The sequence below is a fragment of the Pandoraea sp. E26 genome (assembly GCF_000681415.1).
GTDB lineage: Bacteria > Pseudomonadota > Gammaproteobacteria > Burkholderiales > Burkholderiaceae > Pandoraea > Pandoraea pnomenusa.
Genome location: NZ_AYXJ01000014.1, coordinates 36,821 through 56,674, shown reverse-complemented (window position 1 = coordinate 56,674; position 19,854 = coordinate 36,821). Strand labels below are relative to the sequence as shown.

At 65.2% G+C, this 19,854-nt stretch carries 16 protein-coding genes; 15 read left to right on the top strand and 1 reads right to left on the bottom strand.

Annotation, left to right across the window (positions count from 1 at the left end; all coding sequences use genetic code 11):
* Positions 1-98 precede the first annotated feature (98 nt).
* The 14 genes from W930_RS0110280 (at position 99) to W930_RS0110215 (ending at position 17,228) form a co-directional block, all read left to right on the top strand.
* Positions 99-734: an SCP2 domain-containing protein gene (locus W930_RS0110280; protein WP_023597526.1), complete on the top strand. Its 636-nt coding sequence runs from the start codon at positions 99-101 to the stop codon at positions 732-734.
* A gap of 3 nt (positions 735-737) precedes the next feature.
* Positions 738-2,297, top strand: a complete 1,560-nt coding sequence (gene ubiB / locus W930_RS0110275; protein ID WP_023873131.1) for a ubiquinone biosynthesis regulatory protein kinase UbiB — start codon at positions 738-740, stop codon at positions 2,295-2,297.
* Positions 2,298-2,400: 103 nt separating this feature from the next.
* Positions 2,401-3,072: a methyltransferase domain-containing protein gene (locus W930_RS26930; RefSeq protein WP_048806826.1), complete on the top strand. Its 672-nt coding sequence runs from the start codon at positions 2,401-2,403 to the stop codon at positions 3,070-3,072.
* A 370-nt stretch (positions 3,073-3,442) separates the two neighbouring features.
* On the top strand, positions 3,443-4,888 hold the full coding sequence (locus W930_RS0110265; RefSeq protein WP_023873132.1) for a sodium:solute symporter family protein: 1,446 nt from the start codon (positions 3,443-3,445) through the stop codon (positions 4,886-4,888).
* 222 nt (positions 4,889-5,110) lie between these two features.
* On the top strand, positions 5,111-5,473 hold the full coding sequence (locus W930_RS29575; protein ID WP_036641459.1) for an FmdB family zinc ribbon protein: 363 nt from the start codon (positions 5,111-5,113) through the stop codon (positions 5,471-5,473).
* Between the two features lie 47 nt (positions 5,474-5,520).
* The gene (locus tag W930_RS0110255; protein WP_023597521.1) at positions 5,521-6,165 is read left to right on the top strand and encodes a DUF502 domain-containing protein; all 645 of its coding nucleotides are present in this window, start codon (positions 5,521-5,523) and stop codon (positions 6,163-6,165) included.
* A 48-nt stretch (positions 6,166-6,213) separates the two neighbouring features.
* Complete coding sequence (aspS, locus tag W930_RS0110250; protein WP_023597520.1) at positions 6,214-8,016, top strand: aspartate--tRNA ligase; 1,803 nt, start codon at positions 6,214-6,216, stop codon at positions 8,014-8,016.
* 287 nt (positions 8,017-8,303) lie between these two features.
* A complete protein-coding gene (nudB, locus tag W930_RS0110245; RefSeq protein ID WP_023597519.1) occupies positions 8,304-8,768 on the top strand; it encodes a dihydroneopterin triphosphate diphosphatase in 465 nt (154 codons plus the stop codon).
* A 22-nt stretch (positions 8,769-8,790) separates the two neighbouring features.
* The gene (gene clsB / locus W930_RS0110240; RefSeq protein WP_023597518.1) at positions 8,791-9,948 is read left to right on the top strand and encodes a cardiolipin synthase ClsB; all 1,158 of its coding nucleotides are present in this window, start codon (positions 8,791-8,793) and stop codon (positions 9,946-9,948) included.
* A 190-nt stretch (positions 9,949-10,138) separates the two neighbouring features.
* Entirely contained in the window at positions 10,139-10,732 is a 594-nt protein-coding gene (locus tag W930_RS0110235) for a TetR/AcrR family transcriptional regulator (protein ID WP_023597517.1), read from the top strand.
* 48 nt (positions 10,733-10,780) lie between these two features.
* Positions 10,781-12,568, top strand: a complete 1,788-nt coding sequence (locus W930_RS0110230; protein WP_023873135.1) for an acyl-CoA dehydrogenase C-terminal domain-containing protein — start codon at positions 10,781-10,783, stop codon at positions 12,566-12,568.
* Positions 12,569-12,585: 17 nt separating this feature from the next.
* Positions 12,586-15,030 carry a 3-hydroxyacyl-CoA dehydrogenase/enoyl-CoA hydratase family protein gene (locus W930_RS0110225; protein ID WP_023873136.1) on the top strand — a complete coding sequence of 815 codons (2,445 nt, stop codon included), beginning with the start codon at positions 12,586-12,588 and terminating at the stop codon, positions 15,028-15,030.
* Positions 15,031-15,047: 17 nt separating this feature from the next.
* Positions 15,048-16,247 (top strand): acetyl-CoA C-acyltransferase, encoded by a 1,200-nt coding sequence (locus W930_RS0110220; RefSeq protein WP_023873137.1) that lies wholly within the window; start codon positions 15,048-15,050, stop codon positions 16,245-16,247.
* A gap of 213 nt (positions 16,248-16,460) precedes the next feature.
* The gene (locus W930_RS0110215) at positions 16,461-17,228 is read left to right on the top strand and encodes an enoyl-CoA hydratase (RefSeq protein ID WP_024788521.1); all 768 of its coding nucleotides are present in this window, start codon (positions 16,461-16,463) and stop codon (positions 17,226-17,228) included.
* Between the two features lie 129 nt (positions 17,229-17,357).
* Here the strand turns inward: W930_RS0110215 and W930_RS0110210 are convergent, their stop codons facing one another.
* Positions 17,358-17,777 (bottom strand): acyl-CoA thioesterase, encoded by a 420-nt coding sequence (locus W930_RS0110210; RefSeq protein WP_023597512.1) that lies wholly within the window; start codon positions 17,775-17,777, stop codon positions 17,358-17,360.
* Between the two features lie 131 nt (positions 17,778-17,908).
* On the opposite strand from W930_RS0110210, the gene W930_RS0110205 reads away from it, so the two are divergent.
* Entirely contained in the window at positions 17,909-19,813 is a 1,905-nt protein-coding gene (locus W930_RS0110205; RefSeq protein WP_023873139.1) for an ABC transporter ATP-binding protein/permease, read from the top strand.
* Positions 19,814-19,854: the final 41 nt, after the last annotated feature.

Here is a 19,854-nt window from a genome sequence, read left to right as displayed (position 1 = left end):
CAGCACGCGGGCTCTTTTGTTTTTGCCGTCCGAACGTTTCATGCCGGGCGGCGTCTTTCGGTACGGCCGGTGTTCAGCGCCGGCCGGCCGCCAAGCTCATGACCGTAGCCGCCAAAGCCTTTGCCGCCACCGTGAACCATCTGCTTGCCCGCGAACCCTGGGCTCGCGAGCGTTTGCGTCATCACGTCGGCGCGTCTGCCCGGCTGGCGATGTCCGCGATCGACCTGCGCCTGCGCGTGGGCGAGGACGGCTATCTCGCCGCCGCCGAACCGGATCACGCCTGCGACGTCGGCATCTCGGTGCCGCCTGCGGCGCTGGCCGATTTCGCGGGCGGTGGACAGGCCGCCGTCATGCGTCACGTCAAGATCGAGGGCGACGCCGAGTTCGCCAACACCGTGTCCTATCTCGCTCAACATCTGCGCTGGGAAGTCGCCGAAGACCTGAGCAAGGTGATTGGCGACGCCGCCGCGCACCGCGTGACCGAGACGGGCAAGGCGGCCGTGGCCGGTGCACGGCGCACCGGAGGCACGCTCGCACGCTCGCTCGCCGACTTTCTCGTGGAAGAGCATCCGATGCTGGTGGCGCGACCGCGCCTGGATGCCATGCGCACCGAGATCGGCACGCTGCGCGACGATCTCGCCCGGCTCGAGAAGCGCATCGAGAAGATCGAGCGCCGCAAGGGCGCGCCCGGGGCCGCAGCGCCGTCGGTCCCGCGCACCAACGGAGGCCGCTGACCAATGCGTCTTCTGCGTCTGATCAAGATTTTCATCGTCTGCTATCGGTATGGGCTCGACGAGCTCGTGCTCTCGAGTATTCCGCATCCGGTCACGCGCGCGCTGCTGCGCGTGGCGACGTTGGGCCGCTCGGGGCTCAAGGCGCCGCGCGGCGAGCGTTTGCGACTTGCCCTCGAATCGCTCGGCCCGATCTTCGTGAAGTTCGGCCAGGTGTTGTCGACGCGACGTGACCTGATGCCGCCCGACATCGCCCAGGAACTGGCGCGCCTGCAGGACCAGGTACCGCCTTTCGATCCGGACGTGGCGCGCGCAAGCATCGAGAAGTCTCTGGGCCGTCCGCTCGAGGAAGTGTTCGTGGAGTTCGAGCGCACGCCAGTGGCCAGTGCGTCGATTGCCCAGGTGCACTTCGCACGCGTTCGCGAGGGCGAGCACGCCGGCAAGGAGGTCGCGGTCAAGGTGCTGCGACCGAACATGCTCGTCGTGATCGACAGCGATCTGGCGCTCATGCGCGATCTCGCCGGCTGGGTGGAGCGACTGTGGCCAGACGGCAAGCGCCTCAAGCCGCGCGAGGTGGTCGCGGAGTTCGACAAGTACCTGCACGACGAACTCGACCTGATGCGTGAAGCCGCCAACGCCGCGCAACTGCGCCGCAACTTCATCGACTCAGGCATGCTGATGGTGCCCGAGATCTACTGGGAATTCAGCTCGAGCTCGGTACTCGTGATGGAGCGCATGCGCGGCGTGCCCATCAGCCAGATCGAGGTGCTGCGTGATGCCGGCGTCGATCTGAAGAAGCTCGCGCGCGAGGGCGTGGAGATCTTCTTCACGCAGTTCCTGCGCGACGGCTTCTTCCACGCCGACATGCACCCGGGCAATATTCTCGTGAGCCTCGAGCCATCGACGCTGGGGCGCTACATCGCGCTCGATTGCGGCATCGTGGGCGCCTTGTCCGAATTCGACAAGAATTATCTCGCGCAGAACTTTCTGGCGTTCTTCCGGCGCGACTACCACCGGGTGGCGTCGCTGCACCTGGAGTCCGGCTGGGTGCCGCCGGATACCCGTGTGGAGGAACTCGAGGGCGCGATCCGTGCCGTTTGCGAACCGTATTTCGACCGTCCCCTCAAGGAAATCTCGCTCGGCCTGGTGCTCATGCGCCTGTTCCAGACGTCGCGCCGCTTCAATGTCGAGATTCAGCCGCAACTCGTGCTGCTCCAGAAGACACTGCTCAATATCGAGGGGCTCGGGCGCCAGCTCGACCCGGATCTGGACCTCTGGAAGACAGCCAAACCGTTCCTCGAGCGCTGGATGGCCGAACAGATCGGCCCGCGCGGCTGGCTCGAGCGCCTGAAGGCGGAAGCGCCCCAGTGGAGCAAGACGATGCCGCAGTTGCCGCGCCTGATCCATCAGGCGCTTGCGGCGCATGCGCGACCGCAGGACGATACGCTGCTGCTCGCGCTGTTGCAGGAGCAACGTCGCACGAATCGCTTGCTGACCGGCGCCTTCTGCCTGGTCGGCGGCATCTCCATCGGAATACTGGCGGCATTCATCTGGCTCTACAGCTGAGCCGCCTGCCAAGGAATCGAACATGTCCGTCTTCCCGTCGTGGTCCCCCAAGGTCTGGCCGCTGCACGCACCGCGCGATGGCGACGGCCCGGAGATGGCCGGCATGGGCGGGGCGGATCACACCGAGGCCGCGACCGGCACGGGCGAAACGCGTGCGCGGGACAGTGGCGCGCCGGCGGTACCCGCCTTCGCCCATCGCGATCCGTCGAGTGCCGCGTTCTGGGACGAGCGGTTCGCCAACGCGTTCATGCCGTGGGACGCCGCCGGCGCGCCTCGTGCGCTTCGGGAGTTCGTGGCACAGGAAGCGGCGCCGTGCGCCACGCTGATTCCGGGGTGCGGCTCGGCGTACGAAGCCGCGTGGCTCGACGCGCAGGGCTGGCCGGTGCGAGCCATCGACTTCTCACCGGTTGCCGTCGAGTCGGCCCGGGCGCAACTCGGCCCGCGCGCCGCGCTCGTCGAGCAAGCCGACTTCTTCACCTATATGCCCCCGTTCGCGCCCGACTTGATCTACGAACGGGCGTTTCTCTGCGCATTGCCGCGCCACCTCTGGCCGGACTATGCCCACCGGATGGCGCAGTTGCTGGCGCCGGGGGCGCGTCTGGCCGGCTATTTCTTTTTGCGCGAGACGCCGAAAGGCCCGCCGTTCGGCATCGCGCCCGAAGCCCTCGATGCACTGCTGGGTCGGGATTTCGTCTGTGAGACGAAGCAGCTCGTGGAGGACTCCGTACCGGTCTTCGCCGGCGCCGAATACTGGATGGTCTGGCGCCGGCGCTGAAGCGGCCGCGCGAGCGCAGGGACGCGGAAGCCCTCTGTTAAGCGTCATCTGTGGCCAACGCCATCCCAGACACTAGGTATTTCCCGATATTTGCCACGATTGCCCGCGGGAATTGTGATTTTTTCCCCGCGCGTCTTCACCGCCGCTATAATCGGCCGAAAATTTTTTCGCCAGGTGGCAAAACGGGCGCCCCCGAGTGCTGAATCGCATCAGCCCCGTCATGCACCGACCTGATTTTCTGTTGCCCGGAAGGCTGCGGCCCATGGCAAGGTATCGTTAGCGCGCGGGCGGCCACATGCGGCCGGATCATGCCCCGGCGCGGCGCTGCCTGCCGGGAGCTGTCGCCCTGGGGCTTGGCTGGGGCCGCGTTATGCTGATTTGGTTTGTCATTCTGTACTGGGTCATTTCGGTGGCCATCGGGCTGCTGGCCGCCCTCAAGGTCCGCAATACCAAGGATTTCACCGTCGCCGGCCGTCGCCTGCCGTATGGCATGGTCATCGCCGTGGTGTTCGCCACCTGGTTCGGCTCGGAAGCGGTGCTCGGCATTCCGGCCACGTTCCTCGGCGAGGGATTGCGCGGCGTGGTCTCGGACCCGTTCGGCTCGTCGATGTGCCTGGTGCTCGTCGGCATGTTCTTCGCCCGCAAGCTGTATCGCATGAACCTCATGACGATCGGCGACTTCTACAAGCTCAAATACAACCGCACGGTCGAGGTGGTGACGAGCATCGCCATCGTGATCTCGTACCTCGGCTGGGTGGGCGCGCAGATCAAGGCGCTCGGCCTCGTGTTCCATACGGTATCGGGCGGTGCCATGTCGGAACCCACCGGCATGATCATCGGTGCCATCTCCGTGCTGGCCTACACGCTGCTGGGCGGCATGATCTCGGTGGCCGTGACCGACTTCATCCAGATGATCATCATCGTCGTGGGGCTGATCTACATCGCGGTCGTCGTCTCGGGCATGGTGCCGGGCGGCGCGAGCGCCGTGATCGCCCACGCCTCGGAAGCCGGCAAGTTCGTGTTCCTGCCGGAGATGAACCCCGCCGACGTGCTCGCGTTCATCGCGGCGGGCATCACCATGATGTTCGGCTCGATACCGCAGCAGGACGTGTTCCAGCGCGTGATGTCGTCGAAGTCCGAAAACGTGGCGGTGGCCGGTTCGGTGACCGGCGGCGTGCTGTACTTCTTCTTCACGTTCATCCCGATTTTCCTGGCCTACTCCGCGCTGCTGATCGCGCCGTCGATGGTGCAGAAGTACATCGGCACCGATCCACAGCAGATCCTGCCGCAGCTGGTGCTCACCAGCGTGCCGATCGTGGCGCAGGTGATGTTCTTCGGTGCGCTGCTGTCGGCCATCAAGAGTTGCGCGTCCGCCACGCTGCTCGCCCCGTCGGTGACGTTCGCGGAGAACATCGTGCGCCCGATGCTCAAGGGCCGGATCGACGACAAGCACCTGCTGCGCCTGATGCGTATCGTCGTGCTGTGCTTCACGGCGCTCGTGCTGGTGTACGCGCTCAATTCGACCGCGTCGATCTTCCAGATGGTGGAAAGCGCCTACAAGGTCACGCTCGTGTGCTGCTTTGTGCCGCTGGCCTTCGGTGTCTACTGGAAGCGTTCGAGCTCGCTGGGCGGCACGCTGTCCGTGTTCGGCGGCCTGATCGTGTGGCTCGCCTGCGAAGCGTTTGCCCCGGATGCGACGGTGCCGCCGCAACTGGCCGGCCTGATCGCCTCGATCGCGGGCATGGTCGTCGGTTCGTTGCTGCAGCCGGCCTCGGCGCGTCGGCAGCCGCCGGAACAGCAGATCTCGACGATCTGACCGATCTGGCGTCGGCGGGGCCGCGGCATCGTCCGCAGGCCCGCGGACTTCCCGCGATGGCAGGGCTTGTGCCACCGGGCGGGACGGCCGTACTCGAGGCGAGGCGCGCCGCCTCTTGATCTTGGCCCGGTGCGGCCCCATATATCTGCGGACTCATCCCGAAAGCCTTGTGAAGCGGTTATAATTCAAGGCTTTGCGCGCCTTTTTCCGTCAGAAAGAATCATGCCAATCTATGCCTATCGTTGCGAAACATGCGGTTTCGCCAAGGATGTGCTGCAAAAAATGAGCGATGCACCGCTCACCCAGTGCCCGGAATGCGGCAAGGACTCGTTTCGCAAGCAGGTAACGGCGGCCGGGTTCCAGCTCAAGGGCTCGGGATGGTATGTGACCGATTTCCGTGGCGGATCGGGCGGCGCCAGTGCCCCGGCTTCGGGCGCGCCGTCGTCGGCTTCGGCCGCTTCGTCCGCTTCGTCCGCTTCGTCGTCCCCGGCAGCCGCATCGGGCGAGAGCGGCGCGTCGTCGTCTTCGGGCGGCGAATCGTCGAGCGCACCGGCTGCCTGCGGTGGCGGCTGCGCCTGCCACTGATCCGAATCCGCCGCTGACACCCCCGGCCCACATTCACGAGTCCTGCCATGAGCGTCAAAAAACCCGCGTTGAAGACGATTTTCCTGACCGGCCTGCTCGTGCTCGTGCCGCTGGCCATCACCCTGTGGGTGCTCGGGCTGATCATCGGCACGATGGACCAGACCCTGCTGCTGCTGCCGGACGAGTGGCAGCCCTCGCGCCTCATCGGCATGCGGGTGCCCGGCTTCGGGGTGGTGGTCACGCTGGCATTCGTGTTCGTCGTCGGCCTTCTGGCGCATAATTTCATTGGCCAGAAGCTGGTCGGCTGGTGGGAGGCCATTCTGACGCGCATTCCCGTGGTCGGACCGCTGTACGGCAGCGTCAAGCAGGTGTCCGATACATTGCTCTCGAGCAACGGTAACGCGTTTCGCAAGGCATTGCTCGTGCGGTATCCGCACGCGGACTCCTGGACCATCGCCTTCCTGACCGGCGCGCCGGGCGGCGATGTCGTCAATCACTTGCAGGGCGAGTACGTGAGCGTCTATGTCCCGACGACGCCGAACCCGACCTCGGGCTTCTTCCTGATGATGCGGGCGAGCGACGTGATCGAGCTCGACATGACGGTCGACGCCGCCCTCAAGTACATCGTATCGATGGGCGTGGTGGCGCCCGCCCACAACCCGCGCCAGCAACGTCCCGGTCCGCTCCTGTGAGCCACCGGGATCCGTCGGCGTCATATTTTTGAAAATCGGAACAGCAAAATGTCCATGCGTACCTCCTACTGCGGTCTGGTGACCGAGCAACAACTGGGCCAAACGGTCAAGCTTTGTGGCTGGGTCAATCGCCGCCGTGATCACGGCGGGGTCATCTTCATCGACCTGCGCGATCGCGAAGGTCTGGTGCAGGTCGTGTGCGATCCGGACCGCGCGGAGATGTTCAAGGTCGCCGAAGGCCTGCGCAACGAGTTCTGCGTGCAGATCACGGGCCTGGTGCGCAGCCGTCCGGCCGGCACCGAGAACGCCAACCTCACGAGCGGCAAGATCGAAGTGCTGTGCCACGAACTGCAGGTGCTCAACGCCTCGGTCACGCCCCCGTTCCAGCTCGACGACGAAAACCTCTCGGAAACCACGCGCCTCACGCATCGCGTGCTGGACCTGCGCCGTCCGCAAATGCAGTACAACCTGCGCCTGCGCTACAAGGTGGCGATGGAAGTGCGCAAGTATCTCGACGCACAAGGTTTCATCGATATCGAAACGCCGATGCTCACCAAGAGCACCCCGGAAGGCGCCCGCGACTATCTGGTGCCCTCCCGCGTGAACGCCGGCCAGTTCTTTGCACTGCCGCAATCGCCGCAGCTCTTCAAGCAGCTGCTGATGGTGGCCGGCTTCGACCGCTACTACCAGATCACCAAGTGCTTCCGCGACGAGGACCTGCGCGCCGACCGCCAGCCGGAGTTCACCCAGATCGACTGCGAGACCTCGTTCCTCTCGGAGCAGGAAATCCGCGATCTGTTCGAGAACATGATCCGTCACGTGTTCAAGGAAGCCATCGGCGTCGAGCTCGACGCCAAGGTTCCCGTCATGGAGTACTCGGAAGCGATGCGCCGCTTCGGTTCGGACAAGCCGGACCTGCGCGTGAAGCTTGAATTCACCGAGCTGACCGACGTGATGGGCGACGTCGACTTCAAGGTGTTCTCGGTGCCTGCCACGACCGAAGGCGGCCGCGTGGTGGCGTTGCGCGTGCCGGGCGGTGCCGAGATCTCGCGTAGCGAAATCGACGCGTATACGGAATTCGTGAAGATCTATGGCGCGAAGGGCCTGGCCTGGATCAAGGTCAACGAAGTGGCCAAGGGCCGCGACGGTCTGCAAAGCCCGATCGTGAAGAACCTGCACGACGCCGCCATTGCCTCGATTCTCGAGCGCACCGGTGCACAGGACGGCGACATCATCTTCTTCGGCGCGGACAAGGCCAAGGTCGTCAACGACGGCATCGGCGCACTGCGCCTGAAGATCGGCCACTCGGAGTTCGGCAAGAGCCACGGTCTGTTCGAAGCCGGCTGGCGCCCGCTGTGGGTCGTCGACTTCCCGATGTTCGAGTACGACGAGGACGACGCCCGCTGGGTCGCCTGCCACCACCCGTTCACGAGCCCGAAGGACGAGCACATCGACTACCTCGAGACCGACCCGGGCAAGTGCCTGGCGAAGGCCTACGACATGGTGCTCAACGGCTGGGAAATCGGCGGCGGTTCGGTTCGTATCTTCCAGGAAGACGTGCAGAGCAAGGTGTTCCGTGCGCTCAAGCTCGGTGAGGAAGAAGCCCGCGCGAAGTTCGGCTTCCTGCTCGACGCGCTCCAGTACGGCGCGCCGCCGCACGGTGGTATCGCGTTCGGCCTGGACCGCATCATCACGATGATGGCCGGCGCCGATTCGATCCGCGACGTGATCGCCTTCCCGAAGACGCAACGCGCGCAGGATCTGCTCACGCAAGCACCGTCGCCGGTCGACGAGCGTCAACTGCGCGAACTGCACATCCGTCTGCGCCAGCCCGAAGCTCCGAAGGCCTGACGCCTGCGCCGGGGGCCGCTCACCGGCCCGGTGCGACGTTTCGAACCCCCTCTGCCGTCAAGGCGAGGGGGTTTGTTTTTTTCAGGTGCCGATGCGGACATCGACACGGATCCCGCTGGCGTTGGCCGTGCGCGACGGGACGGACCGGGATGTGCGCTGACAGTCGGACCGTCGCACGGTCACGGCTATCCGATGGGCGACCTGTCGGTATCGCAATGTCGTGCGTGCCCTATACAATGCATCATCGGCGCCGGCCGTCGGCGCCGCCATCGACAACCGCAGCCTGCATGAAGCCTTTCAAGATTCCCGAATCGGTCCTCGTCGTGATCTACACGCCAGCGCTCGACGTCCTGCTCATCGAACGCGCCGACGCCGAGAATTTCTGGCAGTCGGTCACCGGCAGCAAGGACCGGCTCGACGAACCGCTTTTCGAGACCGCCGCGCGCGAAGTCTTCGAGGAGACGGGCATTCGCGTGGCAAACGGTACAGCGGTCCCGGAAGACGCGCTGATCGATTGGCAGCACGAAATCCAGTACAACATCTATCCGCGATGGGCGCATCGGTACGCCCCGGGCGTCACGCGCAATACGGAGCACTGGTTTGGCCTGTGCGTGCCCGAGAACACACCCGTGACGCTCGCCCCGCGTGAGCATGTGGCGTATGCGTGGCTGCCGTGGGAGGAGGCCGCCGCGCGGTGTTTTTCGCCATCGAACGGCGACGCCATCCGGCAATTGCCGCGGCGCGTGCGGTAGCCGCACACGCCACGTCGCGCCAATGAGCAAGTATCTGCCGTTCTCCCGCGATAACGATCTGACGCTGCTCTATCTCGGTCAGAACTACTTCACCGCACTGGTCGACGCGATCGACAAGGCCACGCGCGATGTCGCGCTCGAGACCTACATCTTCGAGGCCGACGACGCGGGGCAGAACGTTTCGGCGGCATTGCAACGGGCGGCACGGCGTGGCGTGAATGTGCGCGTAATTACCGACGGCGTGGGCACGAGCCGACGTCTGCCTTGCTTCGCCGAGTGGCGTGAAGCCGGCGTGCAGCACCGCATCTACAACCCCAGCCTGTTCGGCAAGTTCGGCTTTTCGCGCACGCATCGCAAGCTCGCCGTCGTCGATCACGAAGTGGCGTTCGTGGGCGGGATCAACGTCATCGACGACTACAACGGTGGCGGCGGCCTTCGCATGGAGCATCCGCGCTGGGACTTTGCCGTGCAATGCCGCGGCCCCCTCGTGGCCGAGGTCGGCATTGCGTTCCATATCCAGTGGATGCGTCTTGCGCCGGGGTATCTCGGCACGCCGTTCCGGCATCGGCGCCGGGGGCAGCGAGGGCGCCTCCACGCCCCTTACGCTGGACAGGCGGCCTTCGTCGCGCGCGACAATCTGCATAATCGCCGCGCGGTCGAGAAGGCTTATCTGCGCGCCCTGGGGCGCGCCCGTCACGAGGTCTGGCTGGCGAACCCGTATTTCGTGCCGGGACGGCGGCTGCGCCGCGCGCTCTCGAAGGCGGCAGCGCGCGGCGTGGCCGTGCATCTGCTCATCGGGCGCAAGGAGTTCCGCCTGCTCGACGCCGCCGTGCCATGGCTTTACGCGAAGCTGCTCGACGCCGGTGTGCACATCGGCGAGTACGACATGCGGCAGTTGCACGGCAAGGTGGCGGTCGTCGACGATGTCTGGGCGACAGTCGGCTCCTCGAATCTCGACGCGCTATCCCTGTTCGTGAACCACGAAGCCAATGTGGTCGTGCTCGACGACCCGCTGGTGATCCAGCTGCGCGATCATATCCGGCGCGCGTTCGGCGAGGCCCGCCGCATCGACCCCGATCGCTACGGTGGGCGCTCGCGCTGGCGACGCCTGCGCCAATGGGCCGCCTATCGGCTCTATCGCCTCGTGATGAAGCTGCTCACGCGCGGCAAATACGACTGATCCCGCACCGTCGCCCGCGCTCGTCGGGCCTTGCGCCGCGCCGCCGGATGCCCCTCTCGGCAACGATACCGATTAGGTATTCCGATCTAATAAATTCCTTGTTCGCCCATGGACGTCCCTCAATAATAGGACGGCCGTTCGATTTTTTGGTTAGCATCGGAGAACGGATAACCAAAGCGATGCCATACACATGCGAAAGGGTGAACAGACACGTGCCGCCATTCTGAATGCCGCGCTGGAACTGGCGGGGCGGGATGGACTCGAGGGGCTGACGATCGGCTTGCTGGCCGATCGCATGCACATGAGCAAGAGCGGTGTTTTCGCGCATTTCGGTTCGCGCGAGGACTTGCAGATCGAGGTGCTGATGGAATACCACCGGCGCTTCGAAGCCGAGGTGTTCGCACCGAGCATGGAAGCACCGCGCGGTTTGCCGCGACTCAGAGCGCTGGTGGATCGCTGGATGGACAAGCGTATTCGTGAAGTCACGACGGGCTGCATCTACATCAGCGGCGCCGTCGAGTACGACGACCGCGCGGCCAGTCCGGTGCGCGAAGCCTTGGTGAAGAGTGTGCGACTGTGGCGTGCCGCCCTGCTGCGCGCGATCACGCAAGCGAAGGAGGAGGGACATCTGCGTGCGGACACCGATCCGCGACTGATGCTCTTCGAAATGTACAGCCTGACACTCGGCCTGCATCACGACGCGCGCTTCCTTCGGGAGCCGGGCGCCGTCGAGATGACCCGGGTGGCACTGGAAAAGCTGATTTCGTCTTATCAGCGCGGGTGAGGCGCGAGCCGTCCGCGATTCGAGTCGATTTGTTCGGAGGAGTAGGTCATGGGACAGTACAACGCGCCGCTGCGCGACATGCAATTCGTTCTGCACGAACTGCTGGGCGTGGAAAACGAATTGAAGGCAATGCCGAAGCACGCGGACATCGATGCCGACACCATCAATCAGGTGCTCGAGGAAGCCGGCAAGTTCTGTAGCGAAGTGGTCTTCCCCCTGAACCAGGTGGGCGATCGCGAAGGGTGCAAGTACGAAGGCGACGGCGTGGTCACCACGCCGACCGGCTTCAAGCAGGCCTACCAACAGTACGTCGAGGCCGGCTGGCCCGCGCTGGCGTGCGATCCCGAATTCGGCGGCCAGGGGCTGCCGCAGGTCGTGAACAACGCCCTGTACGAAATGCTCAACTCCGCCAACCAGGCCTGGACGATGTATCCGGGGCTGTCGCATGGCGCCTACGAATGCCTGCATGCGCACGGCACCCCCGAACAACAGGCCACCTATCTGCCGAAGATCGTGTCGGGCGAGTGGACCGGCACGATGTGCCTGACCGAGCCGCACTGCGGCACCGATCTCGGCATGCTGCGCACGAAGGCCGAGCCGAACGGCGACGGTTCGTACGCCATCTCGGGCACCAAGATCTTCATCTCGGCGGGCGAGCACGACATGGCCGCCAACATCGTCCATCTCGTGCTGGCGCGCCTGCCTGACGCGCCCCCGGGCACCAAGGGCATTTCACTGTTCGTCGTGCCGAAGTTCATCCCTGACGCCCACGGCGCTCCGGGCGAGCGCAACGGCATCAAGTGCGGATCCATCGAACACAAGATGGGCATTCACGGCAATGCGACCTGCGTGATGAACCTCGACGGCGCCAGGGGCTGGCTCGTGGGCGAACCGAACAAGGGCCTGAACGCCATGTTCGTGATGATGAACGCCGCGCGCCAAGGCGTGGGCATGCAAGGCCTCGGCCTGACCGAAGTTGCCTACCAGAACTCGCTCGTGTACGCGAAAGAGCGCATCCAGATGCGCTCGCTCACCGGCCCGAAGGCGCCGGACAAGCCGGCCGACCCGATCATCGTGCATCCGGACGTGCGTCGTATGCTGCTCACGCAGAAGGCCTACGTCGAGGGCGGTCGCGCCTTCTCGTACTGGACGGCACTGCACATCGACAAGGAACTCTCGCACGGCGACGAAGCCGAGCGCAAGGAAGCTGCCGACCTGGTCGCATTGCTCACGCCGATCATCAAGGCATTTCTCACGGACAACGCCTTCGAGTGCACGAACCATGCTCTGCAGATCTACGGCGGGCACGGCTTCATTTCCGAGTGGGGCATGGAGCAGTACGTGCGCGACGCGCGTATCAACATGATCTATGAGGGCACCAATTCGATTCAGGCCCTCGACCTGCTCGGTCGCAAGGTCCTCGGCGACATGGGCGCCAAGCTCAAGAAGTTCGGCAAGCTCGTGCAGGATTTCGTCGAAGCCGAAGGCACGAAGGAAGAGATGCAGGAGTTCGTCAATCCGCTCGCGGACATCGGCGACAAGGTGCAGAAGCTGACGATGGAAATCGGCATGAAGGCGATGGCCAATCCGGATGAAGTCGGCGCCGCTTCGGTGCCGTACCAGCGCGTGGTCGGTCATCTCGTGTTCGCGTACTTCTGGGCGCGCATGGCGCGCATTGCGCTGGACAAGCAAGGCAGCGGCGACAAGTTTTACGCATCGAAGCTCGCCACCGCGCGTTTCTACTTCGCCAAGCTGCTGCCCGAGACCGCGTCGCAAATCCGCATGGCCCGTGCCGGCGCGAAGACGCTGATGGACATCGACGTCGACCTGTTCTGAGAGCGGAGGAGATCACCGTGAGTCAAACCAACAAACCCCTGGTCGTGCGCAAGGTCGCCGTGCTCGGCGCCGGCGTGATGGGCGCGCAGATTGCCGCGCACCTCGTCAACGCGAAAGTGCCTGTCGTGCTGTTCGACCTGCCGGCCAAGGAAGGCCCGAAGAACGGCATCGTCACGCGTGCCATCGACGGCCTGAAGAAGCTGAGCCCGGCGCCGTTCGCCGACAAGGCGGACGCGCAGTACATCGAGGTCGCCAACTATGAGGACGATCTCGAGAAGCTGGCGAGCTGCGACGTGGTGATCGAGGCGATCGCCGAGCGCATGGACTGGAAGCACGATCTGTACAAGAAGGTCGCGCCGCACCTGGCCAAGCACGCCATTTTCGCGTCGAACACGTCGGGCCTGTCGATCACCGAACTCTCGGAAGGCTTCGACGCCGATCTGAAGGCGCGCTTCTGTGGCGTGCACTTCTTCAATCCGCCGCGCTACATGCATCTGGTCGAGCTGATCCCGACCGCCACGACCGAGCCCGCGATCCTCGACCAGCTCGAAACGTTCCTCACGTCCACGCTCGGCAAGGGTGTGGTGCGCGCGAAGGACACGCCGAACTTCATCGCCAACCGCGTGGGCGTGTTTTCGATTCTTGCGGTGTTCGCCGAAGCCCAGAAGTACGGCATCGCCTTCGACGTCGTCGACGATCTCACGGGCAGCAAGCTCGGCCGGGCCAAGTCCGCCACGTTCCGCACGGCCGACGTGGTCGGTCTGGACACCATGGCGCACGTCATCAAGACGATGCAGGACGGCCTCAAGGACGACCCGTTCGCGCCGGTGTACGCCACGCCGCCGGTGCTCAAGGCGCTGGTGGACAAGGGCGCGCTGGGCCAGAAGTCCGGCGCCGGCTTCTACCGGAAGGAGGGCAAGGCCATCAAGGTGCTCGACCCGCAGTCGGGCGAGTACGTGGAGTCGGGCAAGAAGGCCGACGAGATGGTCGTGCGCATTCTGAAGAAGGCGCCTGCCGAACGCTTGCGCCTGTTGCGCGAATCGACCCATCCGCAGGCGCAATTCCTGTGGGCGGTGTTCCGCGACGTGTTCCACTACATCGGCGTGTATCTCGAGCAGATCGCCGATAACGCTCGCGACGTGGACTTCGCGATTCGCTGGGGCTTCGGCTGGACCACCGGTCCGTTCGAGGACTGGCAGGCCGCCGGGTGGAAGGACATCGCGCAGTGGGTGCAGGAAGATATCGACGCGGGCAAGGCCCTGTCGAGCGCGCCGCTGCCCAAGTGGGTCACGAGCGGCAAGGTGGCCGACGCCGGTGGTGTCCATACGGCAGAGGGTTCGTACAACCCGGCCAAGGACGCCTTCGTGCCGCGCAGCACGCTGCCGGTGTATCAGCGCCAGGTATTCCCGGCCTCGCTCGTGGGCGACGCCAGCGCCGATCCGCGCAAGTTCGGCAGGACCATCGAGGAGAACGACGCGGTGCGTCTGTGGGTCGACGAGACGCCGGGCCAGGACGATGTGCTCATCGTCTCGTTCAAGACCAAGATGAACACGATCGGGCCGGCTGTCATCGACGGTCTGACCCGCGCAATCGATCTCGCCGAGCAGCAGTATCGCGGTGTCGTCGTGTGGCAGCCCACGTCGCTCAAGCTCGGCGCGCCGGGCGGTCCGTTCTCCGCCGGCGCCGATCTGGAGGCCGCCATGCCGGCGTTCATGATGGGCGGCGCGAAGGGCATCGAGCCTTTCATCAAGAAATTCCAGGACGGCATGATGCGCGTGAAGTATGCGCAGGTGCCGGTCGTCTCGGCCGTCTCGGGCATTGCGCTGGGTGGCGGCTGCGAACTGCTGCTCCACAGCGCCCGGCGCGTGGCGGCGCTCGAGAGCTACATCGGGCTGGTCGAAGTCGGCGTGGGTCTCGTGCCCGGCGGCGGCGGTCTGAAGGAAGCGGCGATTCGCGCGGCCGAGGCCGCCACTGCCGCGGGCAGCGTGCAGTACCTGCAGTTCGTGACCAAGTCGTTCACCAACGCGGCCATGGCGAAAGTCTCGGCCTCGGCGCTCGACGCGCGCGACATGGGCTACCTGAAGCCGTCGGACACGATCGTCTACAACGTGCACGAACTGCTCTCGGTTGCCCGCAACGAAGCGCGTGCGCTCGCGATCTCCGGCTACCGTCCGCCGCTCAAGCCGGCAGGCATTCCGGTTGCCGGCCGCTCGGGCATCTCGACGATCAAGGCCTCGCTCGTGAACATGCGCGACGGCAACTTCATCTCGGCGCACGACTTCCTGATTGCCTCACGCATTGCCGAGGCCGTGTGCGGCGGCGACGTGGAAGCCGGCAGCCTCGTGAACGAAGAATGGCTGCTCGCACTCGAGCGTCGCGCCTTCATCGAACTGCTGGGCACGTCGAAGACCCAGGAACGCATCATGGGCATGCTGCAAACCGGCAAGCCGGTGCGCAACTAAGCCGATCGGAGACTGACATGAGCAAACAACTGCAAGACGCCTATATCGTTGCCGCCACGCGCGCGCCGATCGGCAAGGCGCCCAAGGGCAGCTACAAGAACACCCGTCCGGACGACCTGCTCGCGACCATCCTCAAGAGCACGCTCGCCCAGGTGCCGGATCTCGATCCGAAGGTGATCGAGGACGCCATCATCGGCTGTGCGATTCCCGAAGCCCAGCAGGGGCTGAACGTGGCGCGTATCGGTGCGCTGCTCTCCGGGCTGCCGAACACGGTAGGCGGTGTGACCGTCAACCGTTTTTGCGCCTCGGGCCTGACGGCGCTGGCCATGGCCGCCGACCGTATCCGCGTGGGCGAGGCCGACGCCATGATCGCCGGGGGCATCGAGAGCATGAGCATGGTGCCGATGATGGGCAATACGCCGTCGCTCTCGCCGTCGATTTTCGAGCGCGACGAGAACGTGGGCATCGCCTACGGCATGGGACTCACGGCGGAGAAGGTCGCGCAGCAGTGGGGCGTGACGCGCGAGGCGCAGGACGCCTTCGCGCTGGCCTCGCACCAGAAGGCCATCAAGGCCCAGCAGGCCGGCGAATTTACTCAGGAAATCACCCCGATCGAGATCGTCGAGCGCTTCCCGAACCTGGCGACGGGCGAAGTGGCGGTCAAGACGCGCACGCTCTCGCTCGACGAGGGACCACGCCCGGACACGTCGCTCGAAGGCCTCGCCAAGCTGCGCCCGGTGTTCGCCAACAAGGGCTCGGTCACGGCCGGCAACAGCTCGCAGACGTCGGACGGCGCCGGTGCGCTGCTTGTCGTGAGCGAGAAGGTGCTCAAGCAGTTCAACCTTACCCCGCTCGCGCGTTTCGTCTCGTTCGCCGTGCGCGGCGTGCCGCCCGAGATCATGGGCATCGGCCCGAAGGAAGCGATTCCCGCGGCGCTGCGTGCCGCCGGCCTGTCTCAGCAGGACATGGACTGGATCGAACTCAACGAAGCGTTTGCCGCGCAGGCGCTGGCCGTCATCAAGGATCTGGATCTGGATACGAGCAAGGTCAATCCGATGGGCGGCGCCATCGCGCTGGGGCACCCGCTGGGCGCCACCGGTGCGATTCGCGCCGCGACCGTGGTGCATGCGCTGCGTCGTCACAACCTGAAGTACGGCATGGTGACGATGTGCGTGGGCACGGGTATGGGCGCCGCAGGGATTCTCGAGCGCATGTAATCGGATGGGCCGCCGCTCGCGCGCGGCGAGTCCGTCGCAGGTGATCGCAAGGTCGCCGGCAAGACGCCTCGCCGGATCGACGTCGGCTCGTGGCGCCGGGGTGCGGGTTCGCGGGAGCGCGGCCGCACCCCGGCGTTTTTGACGACGGCGGGGCAGGGGACGATGCCCCCGGTGCTCCGGCCCGGGCGCTTGCAACGCAAGGAGACAGACGAGATGGAAGACGTATTGGTGCAGCGTCAGGGCGCCGTGCAGGTGCTGAGCTTCAATCGCGCTCACAAGAAGAACGCGATCACGGCCGCGATGTACGCCCAACTGGCCGAGGGCATCCTGGCGGCGGAAGCCGATCCGACATTGCGCGTGATCCTCATCCAGGGGCACCCCGAAGCCTTCTCGGCGGGCAACGATCTCGAGGACTTCCTGAAGCATCCCCCGACGGACGGCGAGGCCCCTGTCTTCCGGTTCCTTTACGCCATCAGCGAGGCCACCAAGCCGATCGTCGCCGCCGTGTCGGGCAACGCCGTGGGCGTGGGCACGACGATGCTTCTGCACTGCGACGTGGTCTACGCGGCCGAGACGGCGCGGTTTTCGTTGCCGTTTTCGCAACTGGCGCTGTGTCCGGAAGCGGCGTCGAGCTGGTTGCTGCCGCGCGTGGCGGGTTATCAGCGCGCCGCGGAGAAATTGCTCTTCGGCGAGCCGTTCGACGTGAACGAGGCCGTGGCGATGGGCTTCGTCAATCGTGTCGTGCCTGTGGCGGAGCTCTCGGAATACGCGGCCAGACGCGCCGCGCAGCTGGCCGCCATGCCGGCGGGGTCGCTGCGTGTAACCAAGCAACTGATGAAGGGCGACAGCGCGCGCAACGTCAGGGAGCGCATCGGCAAAGAAGCCCTGGAGTTCGGCAAGCGCCTGGTGTCGCCGGAAGCCCGCGAAGCCTTCACCGCGTTCTTCGAGAAGCGCAAACCGGATTTCACGCAGTTTTCGTAAGGCACGCATTGCCGGGGCGCCCGCCCGGCAATGTGCGAACGCCGCACGTCCCGTTGCCCGGGGCGTGCGGCGTTTCTTTTGGGGGGCGGCGACCGCCCGCCGCCGGAGGCCCGCGATGTGGCGTGACGCTCAGCTCGCGGCGTCGAGCTTCGGCAACTGTCGGGGACGGCGGTCTTCGTCGGTTGCCACGTACGTGACCATCGCCTCGGTGACTTTCACGATCTCGTGCGACAGGCGCATGCGCTGTGCGTAGGCCTCGACGTAGACGGTGATCGACGTGTTGCCTGTCTTCACGATGGTGGCGTAAAAGCTGAGGAGGTCGCCCACGAACACGGGTTCCTTGAACAGGAACGAGTTGACGGCAATCGTCGCGACGCGGCCATTGGCCCGCTGGGCGGCAGGGATCGACCCGGCGATGTCGACCTGCGACATGATCCAGCCGCCGAACACATCGCCATGGGCGTTTGCGTCGGCGGGCATCGGCATGACGCGCAGGGCCAGTTCTTTTTCGTCGGGCAGGGCCGTGAGGGCGGGGGTCGGGGTACTCATGAGATTCCTTGCGTGAGCCGGTGAGGCTGCCCGGCGTCGGCTCAGCATGAGACGCCGGGTTCTGCGAAAATACGTCATCAACGATTCTAGCGGAAAGCCCTCGCGCGAGCCGGACGCCGCCCCACGCCATCATGAGACGTTTCACTCCGGCCGAGCCCGCGCCGGCGGCTGCCAATGCGCCCCGGTCGCCGCGCGGCGACTGGCAGGTGATCAAATCGCTGTTGCCCTACCTGCTCGAGTTCCGTGGACGGGTCACCCTGGCCCTGTCGTGCCTGATCCTGGCCAAGGTGGCGAACCTCGGCGTGCCGATCATCATGAAGCACATCGTCGACGCGCTCGGCCCGGTGGCCACGCTGTCGAGCACCGCGCGCGCCGCGAACGATCCCAGTCTCATCGTGGTGGGCGGGCTTGGACTGCTCGTGGTCGCTTACGGCCTGGTACGCCTGTCCACGTCGCTTTTCACCGAACTTCGGGAAATCCTGTTCTCCAAGGTCACGGAAAGCGCCGTGCGGCAGATCGCGCTCAGGGTGTTTCGTCATCTTCACGCGTTGTCGTTGCGCTTTCACCTGGAGCGTCAGACGGGCGGCATGAGCCGCGACATCGAGCGGGGGACGCGCGGCATCCAGTCGATGATCTCGTATTCGCTCTACAGCATTCTGCCCACGCTCATCGAGGTGGCGCTCGTGCTCGGGTTCTTTGTCGTGCGCTACGACGCGTTCTACGCCATCGTCACGCTCGTCGCGCTCGCCTGCTACATCGTCTTCACGGTGAAGGTGACGGAGTGGCGTACGCACTTTCGCCGCACGATGAACGAGCTCGACTCGAAAGCCAATGCGCGCGCGATCGACTCGCTCATCAACTACGAGACGGTGAAGTATTTCGGCAACGAGGCGTTCGAGACGCAGCGCTACGACGAGAACCTCCGGCGCTACCGCGCGGCGGCGATCCGGTCGCAGAATTCGCTCTCGGTGCTGAACTTCGGTCAGCAGGCGATCATCGCTACCGGGTTGATCCTGATCCTCTGGCATGCCACGCGCGGCGTGATGAACGGCACGATGACGCTCGGCGACCTGGTGCTCGTCAACACGTTCATGCTGCAGCTCTACATTCCGCTGAATTTCCTCGGCGTGATCTACCGGGAACTCAAGCAGGCGATGACGGACATGGATCGCATGTTCACGCTGCTCGACGTCAATCGCGAAGTGGCCGATCCGCCCGGCGCCCAACCGCTCGTGTGCCAGGGCGGTCTGGTGCGTTTCGAGCACGTGAATTTCGGCTATGAAGCGTCGCGCCAGATTCTTCACGACGTGGACTTCAGCATCGCGGCGGGCACGACCACCGCAGTCGTCGGCCATAGCGGCTCGGGCAAATCGACGCTCTCGCGCCTGCTGTTCCGCTTCTACGACGTCGGCTTTGCGGGCGCGTCGGCCGGACGCATCACCATCGACGGCCAGGACATTCGCGAAGTCACGCAGGATTCGCTGCGCGCGGCGATCGGCATCGTGCCGCAGGACACGGTGCTGTTCAACGACACCATTTACTACAACATCGCGTACGGCAATCCGTCCGCATCGCGCGAGCAGGTGATCGCGGCCGCGCGCGCCGCGCACATTCACGATTTCATCGAAAGCCTGCCCGCCGGTTACGAGTCGATGGTCGGCGAGCGCGGCCTGAAGCTCTCCGGCGGGGAAAAGCAGCGCGTGGCGATCGCGCGGACCATCCTCAAGAATCCGCACATCCTGATTTTCGACGAGGCGACGTCGGCGCTGGACTCACGCTCCGAGCAGGCGATTCAGTCCGAGCTGCGCAATATCGCGCGCTCGCGCACCACGCTCGTGATCGCCCACCGACTCTCGACAGTCGTGCACGCCGCGCAAATCATCGTGCTCGACAAGGGACGCATCGTGGAGCGCGGCACGCACGACGAACTGCTGCGCGCCGAGGGCCTCTACGCGCAAATGTGGGCGTTGCAGCAGCAACGGCGCGGTGACGAGGGGGATGCCGAGGCGTCTCACTTCGCTACGGTCGTGTCGTAGGTCGACTCGCTCGGGGCGGATGTCGTTGCCGGGCGGAGGCG

Bases quoted from the DNA above. Each gene is read 5' to 3' on its own strand.
- W930_RS29575 (WP_036641459.1), top strand. From the start codon at position 5,111: ATGCCAATCTATGCCTATCGTTGCGAAACATGCGGTTTCGCCAAGGAT.
- ubiB (WP_023873131.1), top strand. From the start codon at position 738: ATGCGTCTTCTGCGTCTGATCAAGATTTTCATCGTCTGCTATCGGTAT.
- W930_RS0110280 (WP_023597526.1), top strand. From the start codon at position 99: ATGACCGTAGCCGCCAAAGCCTTTGCCGCCACCGTGAACCATCTGCTT.
- W930_RS0110255 (WP_023597521.1), top strand. From the start codon at position 5,521: ATGAGCGTCAAAAAACCCGCGTTGAAGACGATTTTCCTGACCGGCCTG.
- aspS (WP_023597520.1), top strand. From the start codon at position 6,214: ATGTCCATGCGTACCTCCTACTGCGGTCTGGTGACCGAGCAACAACTG.
- clsB (WP_023597518.1), top strand. From the start codon at position 8,791: ATGAGCAAGTATCTGCCGTTCTCCCGCGATAACGATCTGACGCTGCTC.
- W930_RS26930 (WP_048806826.1), top strand. From the start codon at position 2,401: ATGGGCGGGGCGGATCACACCGAGGCCGCGACCGGCACGGGCGAAACG.
- W930_RS0110230 (WP_023873135.1), top strand. From the start codon at position 10,781: ATGGGACAGTACAACGCGCCGCTGCGCGACATGCAATTCGTTCTGCAC.
- W930_RS0110265 (WP_023873132.1), top strand. From the start codon at position 3,443: ATGCTGATTTGGTTTGTCATTCTGTACTGGGTCATTTCGGTGGCCATC.
- W930_RS0110205 (WP_023873139.1), top strand. From the start codon at position 17,909: ATGAGACGTTTCACTCCGGCCGAGCCCGCGCCGGCGGCTGCCAATGCG.
- nudB (WP_023597519.1), top strand. From the start codon at position 8,304: ATGAAGCCTTTCAAGATTCCCGAATCGGTCCTCGTCGTGATCTACACG.
- W930_RS0110235 (WP_023597517.1), top strand. From the start codon at position 10,139: ATGCGAAAGGGTGAACAGACACGTGCCGCCATTCTGAATGCCGCGCTG.
- W930_RS0110215 (WP_024788521.1), top strand. From the start codon at position 16,461: ATGGAAGACGTATTGGTGCAGCGTCAGGGCGCCGTGCAGGTGCTGAGC.
- W930_RS0110220 (WP_023873137.1), top strand. From the start codon at position 15,048: ATGAGCAAACAACTGCAAGACGCCTATATCGTTGCCGCCACGCGCGCG.
- W930_RS0110210 (WP_023597512.1), bottom strand. From the start codon at position 17,777: ATGAGTACCCCGACCCCCGCCCTCACGGCCCTGCCCGACGAAAAAGAA.